We start from the raw sequence: 18,447 nt of genomic DNA on the forward strand, positions 1-18,447 counted from the left end.
GAACAGGACCGTGAAACAACTTTGCGCCGATGATAGTGCTGCAACCAGTGTGAAAGTAGGTTATCGTCAGGCTTGTTATTCGAAAAAACCCCTTCCGGTGATCCGGTTGGGGTTTTTTTACGTCTGGGGTTTTTGTTGGGCGCCGCAGGTGGTGTCGGCTTACGCGCTGCGCGCTAAGCCGACCTACGTTTATTGGATGGCGGGTAGAAGTGACAAACGAAAAAAAGGCAGCGCTACGCGCTGCCTTTCTGTCTTTGCTTCCCGTTTATTGACCGGCAACCGCCGATGTGACGCCGCTCCTGGCGACCCACTCGATCAGCGCATCAACCGCCGCGCGGCCATTGCCGTTGCCCACCAGGTCGCTATTGATCATGGCGACCACCACGCACAGCTGGTTGTTGGCGTCGGGGACATAGCCGGCGATGGCCACCACATTCTTCAACGTTCCCGTCTTGATGCGGGCCCGTGCGGCGGCCGGGCTGTTCAGCAGGCGCTTGCGCATGGTGCCGTCCAGCGCGACGATGGGCAGGCTGGACTGGAACTCGGGTGCCCACGGGCTTTGCTGCATCGCCTGCAGGACACCGGCCATTTGCGCAGGCGCAATGCGTCCCGTGCGCGACAAGCCGGAACCGTTGTCGACCAGCATGCCCTGGGTGTCGATCTGATGCCGCTGGAACCATTCCTGTATCACTTGCCGCGCACGCGTGGCCGTGTCTTCCGGCACCGCCATGGCGACGGGGCGGCTGCCCAGCCAGCCATCGCTTTGCAAGCTGCCCAGGCTCATGAACAGGGTGCGGGCCAGGGTATTGTCGGACGTCTTGTTGATATCGCGTAGCACTTCCGGCAAGGCGCGCGCCACATGGTCGGCCAGCATGCGCGTGCCGACCGGTTCGGCCGTCGGCGGCAAGCCGGTTGCCGGCGCTTCGCGCACCGTGCCCGTGATCGTGCCGCCCAGGCGTTTCCAGGTCGCACGGAACAAGCGGTCCGCGTAATCATTACGATCAAGAACATTGATGCTGGTAGCCTTGCTGCAATTTTGCGGGAAGGTGCCATGCAGGATCACTTGCAGCTTGCCGCTCGCATCGCGCCGGTATTCGGGTGGGCGCCAGCCGTCTTCCCATCTGGCGCAACTGCCCTTGATCAGCTTCATGTCGCTCGTGACGCTGACGTTCTCGAGCGCCGGCTGCATCAGGATGCTCAATTGCCGGTCCGTCGAGTTGATATTGATATCGAGCAGATTAGTGTTCAGCAGCAAGGCATCGGGAATGACGTTGTAGCGGAACTCGGCCGATTCGTCGAACGGCGGCGCACCAATGTCGGGCCGGGCCGGCTGGAACAGCTGTCGGTCGAGGATCAGGTCGCCCTTGATTTTCACGATGCCTTGCGTGCGCAAGGTTTGCAGCATGTGCTCGAGCACGTTCGCATTGAAATCCGTGTCGGCGCCGCCGCGCAGGATCAAGTCGCCCTTCAGTACGCCATTGATGACGTCGGCGCTGGTGCGCAGTTCCGTGCGGCCGCGGAAGATGGGCCCGAGCTGCTCCAGGCCCACGGCCGTCGTCACCAGTTTCATGGTGGAGGCCGGCTGCATGCTGCGCTCGGCGCCATGCGACATCACCACCGTGTTGCCGCGCAGGACGATGGCGCCCATGGCGTCTTCGGGGATATTCGCGCTGCGCAACAGCAGGCTGACAGATTCGGGCAATTGCGCGTGCGCAGTCGACAGGCCAAGACTCGCCAACAGTGCCGCCATCAGAACAGGACGTAACATGGTGCTCCTTAGTGGAAAAAGACGTAGGCGACAAAGACGGCGGTGATCACGCCAGCCAGATCCGCGATCAGGCCGGCCGTGATGGCATAGCGCGTCTTGCGGATGCCCACCGAGCCGAAATACAGGGCCACGATATAGAAGGTAGTGTCGGCCGAGCCCTGGAAGACGCAAGCCAGGCGGCCGACGAAGGAGTCGACGCCGTAGGTATTCATGGCATCGATCATCATGGCTTTCGAGCCGGAGCCGCTGAGCGGCTTCATCATCGCCGTCGGCAAGGCGGGCACGAAGTCCGTATTGATGCCCAGGTTGGCGAAGAACCAGTGCATGCCGCTCATCAGGAAATTGAACACGCCCGCGTTGCGGATCACGCTGATGGCCACCAGCATGCCGACCAGGTAGGGAATCACGGTGATCGACGTCTGGATGCCTCCTTTCGCCCCCTCGATGAAGGCGTCATACACGTTCACTTTCTTGCGCAGCGCGCCAATAATAAATATGGCGATGACGCTGATCAACACCAGGTTGCTGACCACCTTCGAGACCAGCTCGATTTCCTGTTTCGTCAGGTATTGCGTGAAGTACCAGATCATGGCGACAATGGCGCTCGTCATGCCGCCCATCCAGCCCAGCACGACCCTGTTGAGCAAGTTGATGCGCTGCTTGATGGATACCGTGATGATGCCGACCATGGTGGCCACATAGGTGGCGATCATGCACGGGATAAAGATGTCGGACGGGTCGGCCGCGCCGAGGATGGAGCGCTGCGCCATGATGGCCAGCGGAATCAGGGTCAGGCCCGAGGTATGCAGCACCAGAAACATGATTTGCGCATTCGTCGCCTCTTCCTTGTTCGGGTTCAAGGTCTGCAGGCTTTCCATGGCCTTCAAGCCGAACGGCGTGGCCGCATTGTCCAGGCCCAGCAGGTTGGCCGAGAAATTCATCACCATGTGGCCCGTGGCCGGATGGTCTTTCGGAATTTCCGGGAAGATGCGCGAAAAGAACGGTGCGATCACTTTCGCCAGCCAGCCGACGATGCCCGCCTTTTCGCCGATGTTCATGATGCCGAGCCACAAGGTCATCACGCCCGCCAGCGGCAGGGCGATATCCATCACGCCCATGCGCGCCGTCTCGAACGTGCCGTCGATGATGCGCTTGAAGATATCGGTATCGCCGAGAAACAGCCACTGCAGCACTGCGGCCAGGAAGCCAACGAGGAAAAAGCCGGACCAGATGTAATTAAGTGCCATATGCGATCAGTTCTGTGTGTCGGGAGTGAAAAATGTCTGCAAACAAAGTATAGGGGCAGCCCGATACGAGTTGATGAAAGAATGCAGCAATCGCATGCCAAAAAGTTATAAGCTGGCAGCCTGTTTTCATTGGCGCCACGCAGCGTGCCCGCGTAGTGTGGGGGATGCCTGTCGCTTACCGCTGTTCCTTACCCTTGTCTGCACTGGATTACTGATGATGTTTTTACGCAAAACCGCCTGCGCCGCCGGCCTGGCCCTGTTGACGCTTTTTATCGTACCGGCCCACGCCGCCGCCGATGCCCGCGCGAACAAGACCTTGCACCTGTTCCTCAGCACCAGCGAGACGGGCCTGGACCCGGCCGTGGCATCGGACCTGGCCAGCCTGAATTTGATGGAAAACATCTTCGATCCCTTGCTGCGCTATGACTACCTGGCGCGCCCTGTGCAGCTGCAGGGCAATACAGCGCGCGCCATGCCGACCGTGGAAGATGGCGGGCGCACGTATACTTTTCACTTACAGCCCGGCATATTCTTTACGCCCGATCCCGCCTTCAAGGGCAAGCCGCGCGAAGTGACGGCGCAGGATTATGTGTACAGCCTGACGCGGCTGTATGACCCCAGCCTGAAGTCGCCGTGGCTGTTCCTTCTGGAAGACAAGCTGGTGGGCGATGCGGCGCTGAAAACAAAATTCAGTTACGACACGCCGATTGCCGGCTTGCAGGCGCTGGACAAATACACCCTGCGCATCCGCCTGAACGGCGTCGACCCGAACTTCCTGTTTTACCTGGCCATGCCGGCGACCGCCGTGGTGGCGCGCGAAGTGGCCGAAGCGTATCCGGCGGCAGGGCAGATCGGCAACCATCCCGTGGGCACGGGGCCGTTCCTGGTGAAGGAATGGAAACGCAGCGACAAGATCGTGCTGCAGGCCAATCCGACTTTCCGTGCCACCGTGTTCCATACGGAAACCAAGGCGCTGGCCGCCTTGCCGGTCGACGCGCGCGCCATCGCCACAGCGCTGGAAGGCAAGCAATTACCGCTGGTCGAACGCATCGAGGTGCGTATCGTCGAGGAATATCAATCGCGCATGCTGGGTTTTTTGAAAGGCGAGTTCGATTACTTGGAGCAGGTGCCGGAATCGATGACGGATATGGTGCTGGAAAACGGCGCGCTGAAACCGGCGCTGGCCGCCAAGGGCATGCAGCTGACGCGCTTTCCCGTGCTGCAGACGTATTACATGTGGATGAACATGGATGACCCTGTGCTGGGCGGCACGGGCAAGGACAAGCTGGCCCTGCGGCGCGCCATCGCCCTCAGCTACAACAGCCGCGAAGACATCGCGCTGCTGAAAAAGGGGCTGGCCTTGCCGGCCCAGTCACCGCTGCCGCCCAATGTGCTCGGTTACGACAAGAGCTACCGCAGCCCCGTCGGCTACGATCCAGCCCTGGCGCGCGCCCTGCTCGACCGCTTCGGCTACAAGGCGGGTCTAGACGGTTTCCGCACCCAGCCGGACGGCACGCCCTTGATCCTCACCATGCATACGGAGCCGAGCACGGTGGGACGTTTGCGCGACGAATTGTGGCGCCGCAACCTGAACGCCATCGGCGTGCGCGTGGAGTTTAAAAGCGACAAGAAGACGGAAATCATCAAGGCGTCGCGCCTGGGCAAGGTGCAGATGTTCGAGACCAACTGGATCGCCGACTTCCCCGATGGTGATAACTTTATGCAATTGTTGTACGGTCCCAACAGTGGCCGCGCCAACTATGCCCGCTTCAACTTGCCCGATTACAATAAACGCTATGAGGAGGCGCGCCTGCTATCCGATACGCCGCGCCGACGCAGTCTGTACTTCGACCTGTTTCAGCTGATCCACGCTTACACGCCGTGGGTGCTGCTGACGCATCCCATCTCTGCCGACCTGCAACAACCGTGGCTAAAAAACTACAGGCGCCACCCCGTGGAATTCACGTCCTGGCGCTATCTGGACGTGGATAAAGCCAAGGGTAGCCCCGCAGGCAAGTGACCATGTCGCTGAAAAGGGCATTCATTCCAAAAAGTTATGGTTAGGAAAGCATTTTTCATTGGCTGGCCGCGGATGCATCGCGCTACTCTGAAAATGAAAACAAATAAAGTCATGCGCAATTGTCATAAAAAAATGTACCGCGAGACAGACGTTGCGACATATCTATACAGCCTGACTTGATGACTCAAGTTTCGATTGCCCAACAAGGAGAAGACCTGTGAAATTGAAAAAGCTAGCGCAGTTGGTGGCATTGATGGGGGTGGTGGGGCCGGTCGTCGCACAGGAAGCGGCGCCGCCATCGATGCAACGGGTCGAAGTGACGGGCAGCAGCATCAAACGCGTGGCCAAGGAAGGCGCGTTGCCCGTGCAAGTCATCACCTTTGACCAGATCGAAAAACAGGGCATTACGACGACCGAGCAACTGGTGCGCACCTTGTCAGCGAATGGCACGGGTGCCGATAACATGACTTCGGGCAATAACGTGTTTGGCGCCGATGCCGACAGGGTCAGCGGCGGCGCTTCGTTCGCCTCGCTGCGCGGCCTGGGACCGTCGAGCACGCTGGTGCTGTTGAATGGCCGCCGCATCGCCACGCATGGCGCCAGCGGCAAGTCGGTCGACCTGAACTCGATCCCGCTGGGTGCGATTTCGCGCGTGGAAATTCTCAAGGATGGCGCCTCGGCCATCTACGGCACGGACGCCATCGGCGGCGTCATCAATTTCATTCTGAAAACCAATTACAGCGGTGTGGAAGCGTCCGTCTCCACCAACGACACGCAGGCAGGCGGCGGCGCCACACGCCGTGCCTCGCTGCTGGCCGGCACGGGCTCGCTTGAAAGCGACCGCTACAACATCATGGCCAGCCTGACCGTCGACAAGGCGCAGCAGCTCAATGGCCGCGACCGCTCCTTCGTCAACGGCTACCAGCCGGGCCGCGGCCTGTCGCCCGATACCACGGGCACGCCGTTTGCCAATCAATTGTCGGGCCCTGGTACGGCCTTGCAAATTCCTGATCCTAAAAATCCAGGGAAATTTATCGGCGGCTATACTTTGCCCGGCGATCCGAATGTGTATCTGCAAGCCAATCCGCTGAGTTTCCAGGGCAAGTGCGACACCATCGCCGGCATGTCGCAGTACCAGACGGCACTGTGGAAAGACGTGACCTCGCCGCTGCGCACCACGTATTCCTGCGCCTATGACTATGGCGCCGACTATGTGCTGCAATTCCCCGTTGAACGGGCCAATCTGTTGTCGCGCGGTACGTTCCAGCTGGCGCCCGACCACCGCATGTTTGTCGAAGTGCTCGGTTCGCGCACCAAGGCCACGGCCATTTTGACGCCGATGCAGGTGCAGGCGACCGTTGCCAACAAGAATTTGTATCCGGTCGGTGGCGCGTATTACCAGGATCTGTCGGCCTACATCCCTTCTTTCGACAGGACCAAGCCGATTTCCTACAAATGGCGCGCCAATGACGTGGGCAACCGCACGCAGGAAAACACGACAGACAATGCCCGCGTGCTGGTGGGCTTTGAAGGCAACTTTGGCAAGTGGGATTACAAGGCCGGCATTTCGCGCGCCGAAAGCAGCACCAAGACCAAGCTGACGGATGGCTATTCCTACACGGACAAGCTGTACGCGGCATTGGCCAGCGGCATCATCAATCCGTGGGTGGGCGCCGGCCAGAGCCAGACGGAAGCGGCCAAGCAATTGATCGAATCGACCAAGTTCCGTGGCGACTTCCAGCACGGCAAGACGACCCTGACGCAGATCGACGGTTCCGTTTCGGGCGAGCTGTTCCAGCTGCCGGCCGGTGCCTTGGCCATGGCGGCCGGTTTTGACTTGCGCCGCGAAGGTTACAGCTTTGCGCAAGACGTCGATGCCACGCAGATTTTGCTGTCGCCAGGCAATGCCGCACTCAAAGATGCCAGCCGTACCGTCAAGGCCGTGTATGCCGAGCTGCTGGTGCCGGTCACGAAGGACCTGGAAATGCAGCTGGCCATCCGCCGCGACGATTACAGCCTGGTGGGCGCGACGACGAATCCGAAAGTGGCCTTCCGCTACCAGCCGACCGACTTCCTGCTGTTCCGTGGTTCGGCCAGCAAGGGTTTCCTCGCACCAAGCTTCCAGCAGCTGTATTCGGGTTCGCTGAGCCAGGAGTTGCCGAACGGCGTGATCGATCAGGAAGGCTGCGCCAAGCATCCGGGCGTGCCCGAGTACTGCGCCATCGACCGCCTCGACTACAGGACGGGCGGCAACACGAACCTGAAGCCGGAAACGTCGAAGCAGGGCAGCGTCGGTTTTGTCATTGAGCCATTCAAGGGCTATTCGGCCTCGTTCGACTACTGGGCCATCAATACCAAGGACCGCATCCTGAACCGCACGCCGCAAATCGTGCTGGCCAATTACCAGGCGCTGAACCAGTACATCCACCGCAATCCGGACGGCACCATCGAGTACGTGCAGGCGGGCTGGATCAATGCGGCAGGCAGCCGCGTGCGCGGCCTCGACGTGGGCTTGCGTGGCGAAGGCAAGATCCAGGACGCGAAATGGACGGCGACCCTGGACGGTACGTATATGGACAGCTTCAAGTTTGCAGAATATCAAGGCCAGGAATACCAGGAACTGGTCGGCAAGTTCTATACGCGCGATCTGTACCTGCGCTGGAAACACAATGCCAGCTTTGGCGTGTCGCGCGGCGACTGGAGCGGTTTACTGATCCAGAGTTTTTCGTCGGGCTACAAGGACCAGCTGCCGAACGGCGGCAAGGGTGCGCCGCCACCGGGCTTCAAGCCGGACGTGTCCAGCTACACCACGTATAACTTGTCGGGTACCTACACGGGCTTCAAAAATACGACGATTACCGTGGGCATCCAGAACCTGTTCGACCGCGATCCGCCATTCACCGCGCACAACGTGGATGAAGTGGTGGGCGCCGGCTGGGACCCGCGCGTGGCCGATCCTCGCGGCCGTTCGCTGTCGTTCCAGCTGAAGTACAAGTTCATGTAAGGCAACCATGCCGGCGGCGATCCCGCTGGCGTGCTAACCTCGTGCGGCGGCGCCTGGCGTCGCCGTTTTTATTCCAGGAAAGGGCCGCATGTCCAGTCAGACCAATCTCAGCCGGCGCCGCTTCGGCGGCTTGCTGGCCGCCACTCTGGGGGCGACGGGCACACCGGTGTTGGCGGCGGCCGCGCAAGGGAAGGGCAAACGCATGCAACAGCAACACGCATTGATCAAGCCGGCGCGTTTGCGCCAGGGCGACCTGGTCGCCATCATCGCACCGGGCGGTTTTACGGATGAAGACGCCATTGCCAAGGCCGTGCACAATATCGAATCGCTGGGCTTGCGCGCCAGCCTGGGCGCCAATATCCGCGCCGTGCACGGCAACTATGCGGGCACGGTGCAGCAACGCCTGGACGATTTGCACGCGGCGTTCCGCGACCCGGACGTCAAGGCCGTGTGGGCGATACGCGGCGGCTCGGGCTGCATTTCGCTGCTGGCGCTGCTCGACTATGCCTTGATCCGCGCCAACCCGAAAGTGCTGATCGGCTATTCCGATATCACGGCCCTGCACTTGGCCATCGCCCGCCAGACGGGCCTGGTGACCTTCCACGGCCCCGTGGCCTCGTCCACGTTTTCCGAGTACACGGTGACGCAGCTGCAAAACGTGCTGATGACGCCGCAAGAGCAGTACACGATCCCGATGGCGCTCGACAATCACCGCCGCGCGCAGACGCAGCCGAACTTTGCCATCCGCACCGTGCACGGCGGCCAGGCGACGGGGCGCTTGACGGGCGGCAATCTGTGCATGGTCAGCGCGCTGGCCGGCACGCCGTATGCGGCCGATTTCCGCGAGCATATTTTGTTCCTCGAAGAAATCAATGAAGTGCCGTACCGCATCGACAGGATGTTGTGCCAGCTCGACCTGTCTGTAGGGTTCAACAAGGCCGCGGCCTTGATGCTGGGTATCTTCGAGCATTGCGAGGCGGCCGAGGGCGATACCGCGCTGACCCTCGATGCCACCGTGGACCAGCATTTGCAGCCCTTGCGCGTGCCAGCCGTCAGCGGCTACTCGTTTGGCCACATCCGCCACCAGTTCACGATACCGATGGGCATCCTCGCCACCCTGGATGCGGACCGGCAAACCTTGACCTTATTGGAGCCGGCCGTCTGTTAGCGTACGGTGCAGCGGGTCGATGGTCAGTATGCTAGTGTGAATGCAGGCGTGGCACGAGGCCGCGCCGCCTTCTTCACCGTACCCGACATGATCAACCGCCACGCCAGTACCTACATCCTCAGCCACCCGCTGGCCTTCGTGCTGCAGGTGCTGAAGGGTTTCCGCGCCAATCAGGGCTTGCTGCTGGCGGGCGCCGTCGCGTATTACTCGCTGCTGTCCATCGTGCCCCTGCTGATGCTGGTGGTGGTGGCCCTGTCGCACGTGATCGCGCAGGACGAATTGCTGCAAACCATAGGCCATTACCTGGAATGGCTGGTGCCCGGGCAATCGAAAGCCATCGTGGCGGAAGTGGCGCATTTCCTCAACAACCGGGGCGTGATCGGCTGGCTACTGCTGCTGACCATGCTGTTTTTCAGTTCCTTGGCGTTTACCGTGCTGGAAAACGCCATGAGCGTGATCTTCATCCACCGCGTCGCCATCCGCCGCCGCCATTTCCTCATTTCCGCCGTGCTGCCGTATTGCTACATCTTGTGCCTGGGTATCGGTATTTTGCTGATCACCCTGGTGGCGGGCAGCCTGCAAGTGATGGGGGAGGAAAGCGTGCGCTTCCTGCGCCATGACTGGGGCCTGGAAGGGGTATCGGGCGTGCTGCTGTATTTGCTGGGGCTGGCGGGCGAAATCCTCGTGCTCAGCTCGATCTACCTGGTCATGCCGGTGGGGCGCCTGTCGATCACGCATGCGCTGATCGGCGGCGTGACGGCGGCCCTGCTGTGGGAAATTGCGCGCCACGTGCTGGTCTGGTATTTCTCTACCTTGTCGCAGGTGAATATTGTCTACGGCTCGATGACGACGGCTATCGTCGTCATGTTCAGCCTGGAAATCGGCGCCACCTTGCTGCTGCTGGGCGCGCAAGTGATTTCCGAATACGAAAGAGTGGCCCGTGGCGGCGAAGAAGACAAGCCGCTGGCGCTAAGGACTTGATTTAAAAAGATTATTGCACCGCACAAAAAGCTGTGCTATACTCCGTTCAGTGATTGAGATTTGGCAGCAAATTATCTCACCATCCAGTTTCAGCGCGGCGACCGACAGGTGTAATGTCGATGGCGTGACAGTGCGAAGAAATGGATTTTGTAATTCCGGATACGATGGTCGATTTACACTTGGAGTCACCATGCAGATAGCATGGGAGTCCGAAAATCAGGAGGCACTTTGCAGATAGCACTGGCGTCCATGACACGATTAAAGCATTGGTAATACATTGGAACAAGCCCGCGTTTTAGCGGGCTTTTTTTCGTCCATAGTTGGCAGGAGAAACCCAAAGGCAGAAGCTGGGGTCGTACCCTGCAGGGTACGACCCCGGTCTTTGCCGTGGGTTTACAAAGCCCGCGCAATCAAAATCTTCTGAATATCGCTGGTCCCCTCATAAATCTGGCACACGCGCACGTCGCGGTAGATGCGCTCGACGGGGAAGTCGGATACATAACCATAGCCGCCGTGCACCTGGATGGCGTCCGAGCACACTTTTTCCGCCATTTCCGACGCAAACAGCTTGGCCATCGCCGCTTCCTTCAGGCAGGGCAGGCCCGCATCCTTCATGGCCGCCGCGTGGCGGATCAGCTGGCGCGCCGCTTCGATCTGCGTGGCCATGTCGGCCAGGCGGAATTGCACGGCCTGGTGTTCATAGATGGGCTTGCCGAAACTTTCCCGGTCGCGCGCATAGCTCAGGGCCGCCTCATACGCGGCGCGCGCCATGCCCACGGCTTGCGAGGCGATGCCGATGCGTCCGCCTTCCAGGCCGGACAGGGCGATCTTGTAGCCTTGTCCTTCTTCGCCGATCAGATTTTCCGCCGGGATGCGGCAATTCTCGAACAGGATTTGCGCCGTGTCCGACGAGTGCTGGCCCATCTTCTGTTCCAGTCCTGCCACGATGTAGCCAGGCGTGTTCGTCGGCACCCAGAAGGCGCTGATGCCACGCTTGCCAGCCGCCTTGTCGGTGACGGCCATGACGATGGCCACGTCCGCATACTTGCCGCTGGTAATGAACTGCTTGGTGCCGTTGATTACGTATTCATTGCCATCGCGGGTGGCCGTCGTGCGCAGGGCCGAGGCGTCGCTGCCCGTGTGTGGTTCTGTCAGGCAAAACGCACCGAGCATCGTGCCTTGCGCCAGCGGGCGCAGCCATTGTTCCTTTTGCGCGTCGTTGGCGTACATCATGGCGATGCTGCACACGGGGCAATTGTTGACGGAAATGATGGTCGACGTGCCGCCATCGCCGGCGGCGATTTCTTCCAGCACCAGGGCCAGCGACACGTAGTCGAGGCCGGCACCACCGAGCGCTTCCGGCACGGCCACGCCAAAGGCGCCCAGCGCGGCCAGTTCCTGCAATTCTTCTTTCGGGAAATGATGTTCCTTGTCCCAGCGGGCCGCGTTGGGCGCCAGGCGCTCGCGCGAAAAACTGCGCAGTGCTTCCTGGATCATGGTCTGTTCTTCATTGAGTATCATGGGACGTCGTCTCGTTTGTTTTTATGGTGTGTGGTGGAATTACCAGCTGATGGGCTTGCCATCGTAATTGCGGAACACGGCCTTGTCCGTGGCCGGCAAGCTGGCCAGGGTGGCGCGGATGCCGGCAGCGCTTTGCTCTGGGGAAAGATCGGCGCCGGCGCCGCCCATGTCCGTGCGCACCCAGCCCGGGTGGAAGGCCACGCAGCTGACGCCTTGCGGGCCGTACACGAGGGACGTGTCGATCAGCACGGAATTCAAGGCGGCCTTGCTGGCGCGGTACAGCGAACCGCTGGGGTTGCCCCGCTCGCTCAGGGAACCCATGTGCGAGGACAGCACGGCCAGTTTCCCTTTGGCATTGCCTACCAGCGGTGCCAGGATCGGCAGCAGCCGCATGGCCGCCAGCACGTTCGTGTGCATGACGGCATCGAAATCTTCTTGCGTGGGGGTACCGTCGTGGCGCGGGCCATACACGCCCGCGTTGAGGATGGCCACGTCGAGCTTTTCATCGTCGAGTTTCCAGCCCAGGCCGGCACAGCCGTCCACGTCCGTCACGTCGAGCCGGTGCGCTTCCGCACCCAGTTGCGTGAGGGCGTCGCAAGCGTCTTGCGTGCGCGCCGTGGCAATCACTCGCCAGCCGTCGTGGCGGTATTGACGGACGATTTCGTGGCCGATGCCGCGCGAGGCGCCGATAATCAATGCGGTAGGCATGTCTTTCTCCCTGAGTAATCAATGAAAAGGCGCGCAGCGAACGTATCCACGCCGCGCGCGCCTGTCGTCAACAGAGCAGCTTATACCAGTTCGATTGCCATCGCCGTCGCTTCGCCGCCGCCGATGCACAAGGCCGCCACGCCGCGCTTGCCGCCGGTTTTTTTCAAGGCGCCCAGCAGGGTGACGATGATGCGCGCTCCCGAGGCGCCGATCGGGTGGCCCAGCGCGCACGCGCCGCCGTGGATGTTGATCTTGCTGTGCGGAATGTCGAGGTCGTGCATGGCGGCCATCGGCACGGCCGCGAACGCTTCATTGATCTCGAACAAATCCACATTGCTGCTGCTCCAGCCCGTCTTGGCGTACAGTTTTTTCACCGCGCCGATAGGGGCCGTGGTGAATTCGTTCGGCGCCTGCGCATGCGTGGCGTGGCCGTGGATTTTCGCGATGACGGTGCAGCCGAGTTTTTTCGCCGTCGATTCGCGCATCAGCACCAGGGCTGCCGCGCCATCGTTGATCGAAGAAGACGAGGCGGCCGTGATCGTGCCATCCTTCTTGAATGCCGCCTTCAAGGTCGGGATTTTTTCCAGGCGGGCTTTTTGCGGGCCTTCATCGATGCTGACGATGGTGTCGCCGCCGCGGCCGGAAACGGTCACGGGGGCGATTTCCCACTCGAAACTGCCATCCTTGGTGGCCGCCTGCGCGCGTTTTACGGATTCGATGGCGAACGCATCCTGCGCTTCGCGCGTGAAGTGGTACTGGCTGGCGCACTCTTCGGCAAACGTGCCCATCGAGCGGGCATTGCCCTTTTCATCGCGGCTGTAGGCGTCTTCCAGGCCATCCATCATCATGTGGTCATAGATCATGCCATGGCCGATGCGGTAGCCGCCGCGCGCCTTCGGCACCAGGTAAGGGGCGTTGGTCATCGATTCCATGCCGCCCGCCACCACCACGTCGGCGCTGCCGGCGAGCAAGGTGTCATGCGCGAACATGGTCGTCTGCATGGCCGAGCCGCACATTTTCGACAGGGTCACTGCGCCCGTGGAATCGGGCAAGCCCGCCTTGCGCAAGGCTTGGCGCGCGGGCGCCTGGCCTTGGCCAGCCATCAGGCAATTGCCGAAATACACGTGTTCAACGGCGTCCGGCGCCACGCCGGCCCGTTCGACGGCGGCGCGGATGGCCACGGCGCCCAGGTCGCTGGCGGTGACGTTGGCAAAGTCGCCCTGGAAGGCGCCCATGGGGGTGCGCGCGGCACCGACGATTACGACTGGATCATTCATGTTGGATCTCCGGTTAAGGGTGGGGAGGGTGACTGCATACAAAAACGCAGGTGCTGCGGATACGGGAAGACGTCCTCGATATGGCCGTCTTCAATGCGCTGCTTGCGCGCCTGCCAGTATTGCGCCGTCAGCAGGTCGGCATGGTGCTGCATGAAATAGCGGCGGATGCGGGGATTGCCCAGCAGGAAGGTGCCGAATTGTTCGGGAAACACATCGTGCTTGCCGATGGGATACCAAGGTTCGGCCGACATTTCTTCTTCCTCCGTGCGCGCCTCGGGGATGACACGGAACTGGCAATCGGTGATGTACTCGATTTCATCGTAATCGTAAAAAACGACGCGTTGATGACGGGTCACGCCAAAGTTTTTATACAGCATGTCGCCCGGGAAAATATTTGCCGCCACGAGTTCCTTGATGGCGTTGCCGTACTCGACGATGGCGTGTTCGACCAGGTCATCGCGGCCGTCCTTTTCAGCATTGCTCAGCCACATGTTCAGCGGCACCATGCGCCGTTCGATGTACAGGTGGCGGATGATGATCTGCTCGTGGTCTTCTTCGATCAGCGAGGGCGCGAACTGTTTCAGCTCGGCCAGCAATTCCTCGGCAAAACGGGCGCGGGGAAAGGCCACGTTGGAATACTCGAGCGTGTCGGCCATGCGGCCTACCCGGTCGTGGTGTTTCACCAGCAAATACTTTTGCTGGACTTGCGCGCGCGTGGTTTCCTTGGGCGGCGGGAAAAAGTCCTTGATCACCTTGAAGACATACGGAAACGAGGGCAGGGCAAACACCAGCATCACGAGGCCGCGGATGCCGGGCGCGCTTTCGAAGTGGTCCGACGAGTGTTTCAAGTGCTGCAGGTAGTCGCGGTAAAACAAGGTCTTGCCCTGTTTTTGCAAACCCAATATCGTATAGATTTCGCTGCGCGGTTTGCGCGGCAGCAAGCTGCGCAGGAATTGCACATAGGCCGACGGCACTTCCATATCGACCAGGAAATAGGCGCGCGTAAATGAAAACAGCACGGCGATCTGCTGGTGGTCGAACAGCACCGTGTCGAGCACGAGCTTGCTGTGCCGGTTGTGCAGGATCGGTACGACGAACGGATATTCGCGGTTGCCGTTGATGCCCTTGCCGACCAGATAGGCGCCCTTGTTGCGGTAGAACAAGCTGGTCAAGACCTGGATCTGGTGGTTCGGCTCGAGCCGCTCGCCGCCGAACAGCTGCTGCAGCCGCGCTTCCACCTGGGCCACGTCACGCTCGAGGTTGGCAAATGCGCAGTCGAGCTGGAAGTTGCTCACCATGCGCGTCAGGGTATGGCGCAAGCCATCCTTGCCCGGGTAATACACGCGGTAGGTGGGGACGGGATCCTGCGTTTCGATGTATTCCGTGGAAACGACAGGGCGCACGAAAATATAGTCGTTATTGAAATACGTGCGGTGCAGGATGTTGCAGCAGACGGAATTGAAGAAGGTTTCGGCCAGTTCCGGCTGCTTGTGTTCCGTCAGCATGCCGATGTAGTGCAACTTGAGTTCGCGCCACACTTCGTCGCTCAACTCCGACTCTTCGTACTCATCTTCCAGCATCTGCACGCATTCCTGCACGCGCTTGTCATAAAAGTCGATGCGTTCGCGGGCCGCCGTCTGCGCCGCAGTCCAGGCGCCTTGCTCGAAATACCGCTTGGCTTGCTGGCTCGTTTCACGGAACAAACGGTAATGCTTGTCGAAGCCGTCGCGGATGGTGCGCGCGATATCGAATGCAATCTGGGAAGAGAGCAATTTGGGGAAGGCAATGTGCGTCATATCTGTGCTCGCATGAATGGCTCATCACCCAGTCGATCGTCGCGCGCCCGTGCTTACTTGGTTTCCGCAAACAGTTCGCGGCCTATCAGCATGCGGCGGATTTCGCTGGTCCCGGCGCCGATCTCGTACAGCTTGGCATCGCGCCACAGGCGGCCGGCCGGATACTCGTTGATGTAGCCGTTGCCGCCCAGGGCCTGGATCGCTTCACCCGCCATCCAGGTCGCCTTCTCCGCACTATACAGAATGGCGCCGGCCGCATCCTTGCGCAACTGGCGCACGGCTTCCGGCGTGGTGGCGCGGTCGCAGGCCTGGCCCACGGCGTAGACATAGGCCTTGCACGCCATCATGGTCGAATACATATCGGCCAGCTTACCTTGCATCAACTGGAATTCACCGATGGCCTGGCCGAATTGCTTGCGGTCATGTACGTAGGGCACGACCAGATCCATGCAAGCCTGCATGATGCCCAGCGGTCCGCCGGACAGCACGGTGCGCTCGAAATCGAGGCCCGACATCAGCACGTTGACGCCCTTGCCCAGGCCGCCCAGCACGTTTTCGGCCGGCACTTCGCAATCCTGGAACACCAGTTCGCCCGTGTGCGAGCCGCGCATGCCCAGCTTGTCGAGCTTTTGCGCGATGGAAAAGCCTTTGAAATTCTTTTCGATCAGGAAAGCCGTCATGCCGCGCGGACCCGCTTCCAGGTCGTTTTTCGCATACACCACCAGCACGTCCGCGTCGGGGCCGTTGGTGATCCACATTTTGGTGCCGTTCAAGACCCAGCGGTCGCCCTTGAAGTCGGCGCGCAGCTTCATGCTGACGACGTCCGAGCCCGCGTTCGGTTCCGACATGGCCAGGGCGCCGATGTGTTCGCCCGTGATCAGTTTCGGCAGGTATTTCGCTTTTTGCTCGGCCGTGCCGTTGCGTTTGATCTGGTTGACGCACAGGTTCGAATGGGCGCCGTAGGACAGGCCGACGGAAGCCGAGGCGCGCGAGATCTCTTCCATGGCGATGATGTGCGCCAGGTAACCCATGCCGGCGCCGCCGTATTCTTCGCTGACGGTGATGCCGAGCAAGCCCATGTCGCCCATCTTGCGCCACAGGTCCATGGGGAACTGGTCCGTACGGTCGATTTCGGCCGCGCGCGGCGCGATTTCGGCGGCGGCAAATTGTTGGATCGCTTCGCGCAGCGAGGCGATGTCGTCGCCGTGGTCAAAGGTCAAGCCTGGGAGATGGAGCATGTCGTCCTCGTCGTCGTTATAAGTGTGGCGGTCATGGGGGCCGGGTCAGTGAAGCTATGATACTCAGTTGTGACGTTTACGTAAACGTAAAGTGAGGCGTGTAAAGCGCTGTGCGTGGTAAGCGCCGCCGCATCGATTTAGTTTGTTTGCGCCTTATCAAGGTTCAAGTCCGCCAGCATGCGCGCGCACGCATCTTCATGCGCGCTGATTTCCGCCAGCGCCATTTCGATATCGATGCGCTGCTGCTCCAGGGTCTGCCGGTGCTGCGCCAGCACGCCGAGGAAGCGGTCCATCTGCGCGCGCGTGTCCTTCGGCGACTCGTACATGTCGACCAGGCTCTTGATCTCCGACAACGCCAGGCCCAGGCGCTTGCCGCGCAGGGTCAGTTTCAAGCGGGTGCGGTCGCGCGGCGTGTAGACGCGGCTGCGTCCGCCAGCGCCTTCGCGTTTCGGGCTGAGCAAGCCCTGGTCTTCATAGAAACGGATGGCGCGCGCCGTGATGTCGAATTCCCGCGCCAGTTCGGTAATCGTATAGGTAGTCATGGATGCGGGCGGTGTCGGTTGCATGGGTGGTCGGTCACTGGATGGGTGTGGATGGGTGCTGCGAGGCAATGGTGGCAAGGTGCCGTTTACGTCAACGTCAATACTATTGTAGCGTGCCCTGCCCGTGCTGCAACAAAGAAAAGAGAGGGCGTGAACGGGAGAATTTGGCGAATCAGACAACAATTACTGAAAATAAATTGATTCTTCTTGCACAAACGCGCTTAAGATCGAGAGTTGGTGGCCAAGATGACACCAAAAAGAGCTTTCCTGGCATAACGGCGACATTCTTTTCGCTGCGATGGCAGTAAAATTTTTAGGCGCAGACTCTTTCCAATAGGCACGATCGAAAAACAACGTTTCACTATGAGCACGTTGTTCATGTCGTTTCTATATTGGAAACAAAATGGCCCTTCTGAAAACTTTGTCTACAAGAAATTGTATGACATCGGCATTGCATGTATCGGTAGAGGAGGGCATTATCCGATACCGTACGTTGTAATGCCAAACCGAGGCTTTGAATCGTGCTGCAGTGCGAAAATCAAGGCTAACCGCGAATTTGAACCGAAGCCACGCAGAATCGCAAGAGAAAATTCGGCCCACTTTTTGACCTGAAAAGCCCGGCTGGAGTGTTAATTGTTAATTGATACTCTTTTCAAATGTAACAATCTGTATGGTCATTCAAGAAACTGACTTTCATGTTACAACATGAAATAGTACACCTATGAATTCTTCTAACGAACGCGAAAGCTTCAGCCAGCGACTTCAGTTGGCTCTCAAAAACGCCCATTATTCTCCAGACAGCCCGACCAGACTGGCCCGGGAATTCAATATCCGTTTCGACGGGCGCCCGATTACCGTGCATGCAGCTAGGAAATGGTTAGTAGGTGAAGCAATTCCGACGCAAGAGAAATTGCGCATGATTGCCCAATGGTTGGGCGTTCCGGCGGAATGGTTGCGTTTTGGCGGCCCGGAAAGCGCCACGCCGAATGGCGAAGCGGGCAGCGCTTTGTCGCGTTTTGAGTCCGCTGATGTGAAATTAATTGCCGATTTGCAAAGATTAGATGAACATCATCGTCAAATCGCGCGAGAATTTATTCGCATGCTGGTACGAGTCAACTACCAAAAGTAAGCATCCAGGCCATCCCCGGCCAGCGCCGTCCGCCTTTCGCTGGCGGTG

The 18,447-nt window shown here is 60.0% G+C and carries 13 protein-coding genes; 5 read left to right on the forward strand and 8 right to left on the reverse strand.

Annotated features, from left to right (window positions below):
• Nucleotides 1-265: 265 nt before the first annotated feature.
• Nucleotides 266-1,768, reverse strand: a complete 1,503-nt coding sequence (gene dacB / locus AC54AG_RS25480; RefSeq protein ID WP_496632090.1) for a D-alanyl-D-alanine carboxypeptidase/D-alanyl-D-alanine endopeptidase — start codon at nucleotides 1,766-1,768, stop codon at nucleotides 266-268.
• An 8-nt stretch (nucleotides 1,769-1,776) separates the two neighbouring features.
• Complete coding sequence (locus tag AC54AG_RS25485; protein WP_496632092.1) at nucleotides 1,777-3,015, reverse strand: nucleoside recognition domain-containing protein; 1,239 nt, start codon at nucleotides 3,013-3,015, stop codon at nucleotides 1,777-1,779.
• Between the two features lie 217 nt (nucleotides 3,016-3,232).
• On the opposite strand from AC54AG_RS25485, the gene AC54AG_RS25490 reads away from it, so the two are divergent.
• The 4 genes from AC54AG_RS25490 to AC54AG_RS25505 all read left to right on the forward strand — a co-directional run bounded on the left by AC54AG_RS25490 (nucleotide 3,233) and on the right by AC54AG_RS25505 (nucleotide 10,188).
• Nucleotides 3,233-5,035, forward strand: a complete 1,803-nt coding sequence (locus AC54AG_RS25490) for an ABC transporter substrate-binding protein (protein ID WP_496632285.1) — start codon at nucleotides 3,233-3,235, stop codon at nucleotides 5,033-5,035.
• A 217-nt stretch (nucleotides 5,036-5,252) separates the two neighbouring features.
• Nucleotides 5,253-8,039, forward strand: coding sequence for a TonB-dependent receptor (locus AC54AG_RS25495; protein WP_254798707.1), 2,787 nt, complete (start codon nucleotides 5,253-5,255; stop codon nucleotides 8,037-8,039).
• A gap of 88 nt (nucleotides 8,040-8,127) precedes the next feature.
• Nucleotides 8,128-9,207, forward strand: a complete 1,080-nt coding sequence (locus tag AC54AG_RS25500) for a S66 peptidase family protein (protein WP_331778950.1) — start codon at nucleotides 8,128-8,130, stop codon at nucleotides 9,205-9,207.
• Between the two features lie 87 nt (nucleotides 9,208-9,294).
• Nucleotides 9,295-10,188, forward strand: coding sequence for a YihY/virulence factor BrkB family protein (locus AC54AG_RS25505; RefSeq protein WP_034753736.1), 894 nt, complete (start codon nucleotides 9,295-9,297; stop codon nucleotides 10,186-10,188).
• A 393-nt stretch (nucleotides 10,189-10,581) separates the two neighbouring features.
• Here the strand turns inward: AC54AG_RS25505 and AC54AG_RS25510 are convergent, their stop codons facing one another.
• The 6 genes from AC54AG_RS25510 to AC54AG_RS25535 all read right to left on the reverse strand — a co-directional run bounded on the left by AC54AG_RS25510 (nucleotide 10,582) and on the right by AC54AG_RS25535 (nucleotide 17,270).
• Entirely contained in the window at nucleotides 10,582-11,709 is a 1,128-nt protein-coding gene (locus AC54AG_RS25510) for an acyl-CoA dehydrogenase family protein (protein WP_072457479.1), read from the reverse strand.
• Nucleotides 11,710-11,748: 39 nt separating this feature from the next.
• Nucleotides 11,749-12,417, reverse strand: a complete 669-nt coding sequence (locus AC54AG_RS25515) for an SDR family oxidoreductase (protein ID WP_331778952.1) — start codon at nucleotides 12,415-12,417, stop codon at nucleotides 11,749-11,751.
• A gap of 80 nt (nucleotides 12,418-12,497) precedes the next feature.
• Entirely contained in the window at nucleotides 12,498-13,694 is a 1,197-nt protein-coding gene (locus AC54AG_RS25520; protein WP_331778953.1) for an acetyl-CoA C-acyltransferase, read from the reverse strand.
• The gene (gene aceK, locus AC54AG_RS25525) at nucleotides 13,691-15,490 is read right to left on the reverse strand and encodes a bifunctional isocitrate dehydrogenase kinase/phosphatase (protein WP_496632096.1); all 1,800 of its coding nucleotides are present in this window, start codon (nucleotides 15,488-15,490) and stop codon (nucleotides 13,691-13,693) included. Before aceK ends, AC54AG_RS25520 begins: the two co-directional genes overlap by 4 nt.
• A gap of 53 nt (nucleotides 15,491-15,543) precedes the next feature.
• On the reverse strand, nucleotides 15,544-16,728 hold the full coding sequence (locus tag AC54AG_RS25530; RefSeq protein WP_034753750.1) for an isovaleryl-CoA dehydrogenase: 1,185 nt from the start codon (nucleotides 16,726-16,728) through the stop codon (nucleotides 15,544-15,546).
• A gap of 137 nt (nucleotides 16,729-16,865) precedes the next feature.
• Nucleotides 16,866-17,270 (reverse strand): MerR family transcriptional regulator, encoded by a 405-nt coding sequence (locus tag AC54AG_RS25535; RefSeq protein WP_034753754.1) that lies wholly within the window; start codon nucleotides 17,268-17,270, stop codon nucleotides 16,866-16,868.
• Between the two features lie 721 nt (nucleotides 17,271-17,991).
• On the opposite strand from AC54AG_RS25535, the gene AC54AG_RS25540 reads away from it, so the two are divergent.
• A complete protein-coding gene (locus tag AC54AG_RS25540; protein WP_034753756.1) occupies nucleotides 17,992-18,399 on the forward strand; it encodes a hypothetical protein in 408 nt (135 codons plus the stop codon).
• Nucleotides 18,400-18,447 lie beyond the last annotated feature (48 nt).

This window comes from Janthinobacterium sp. BCJ23 (assembly GCF_059617945.1).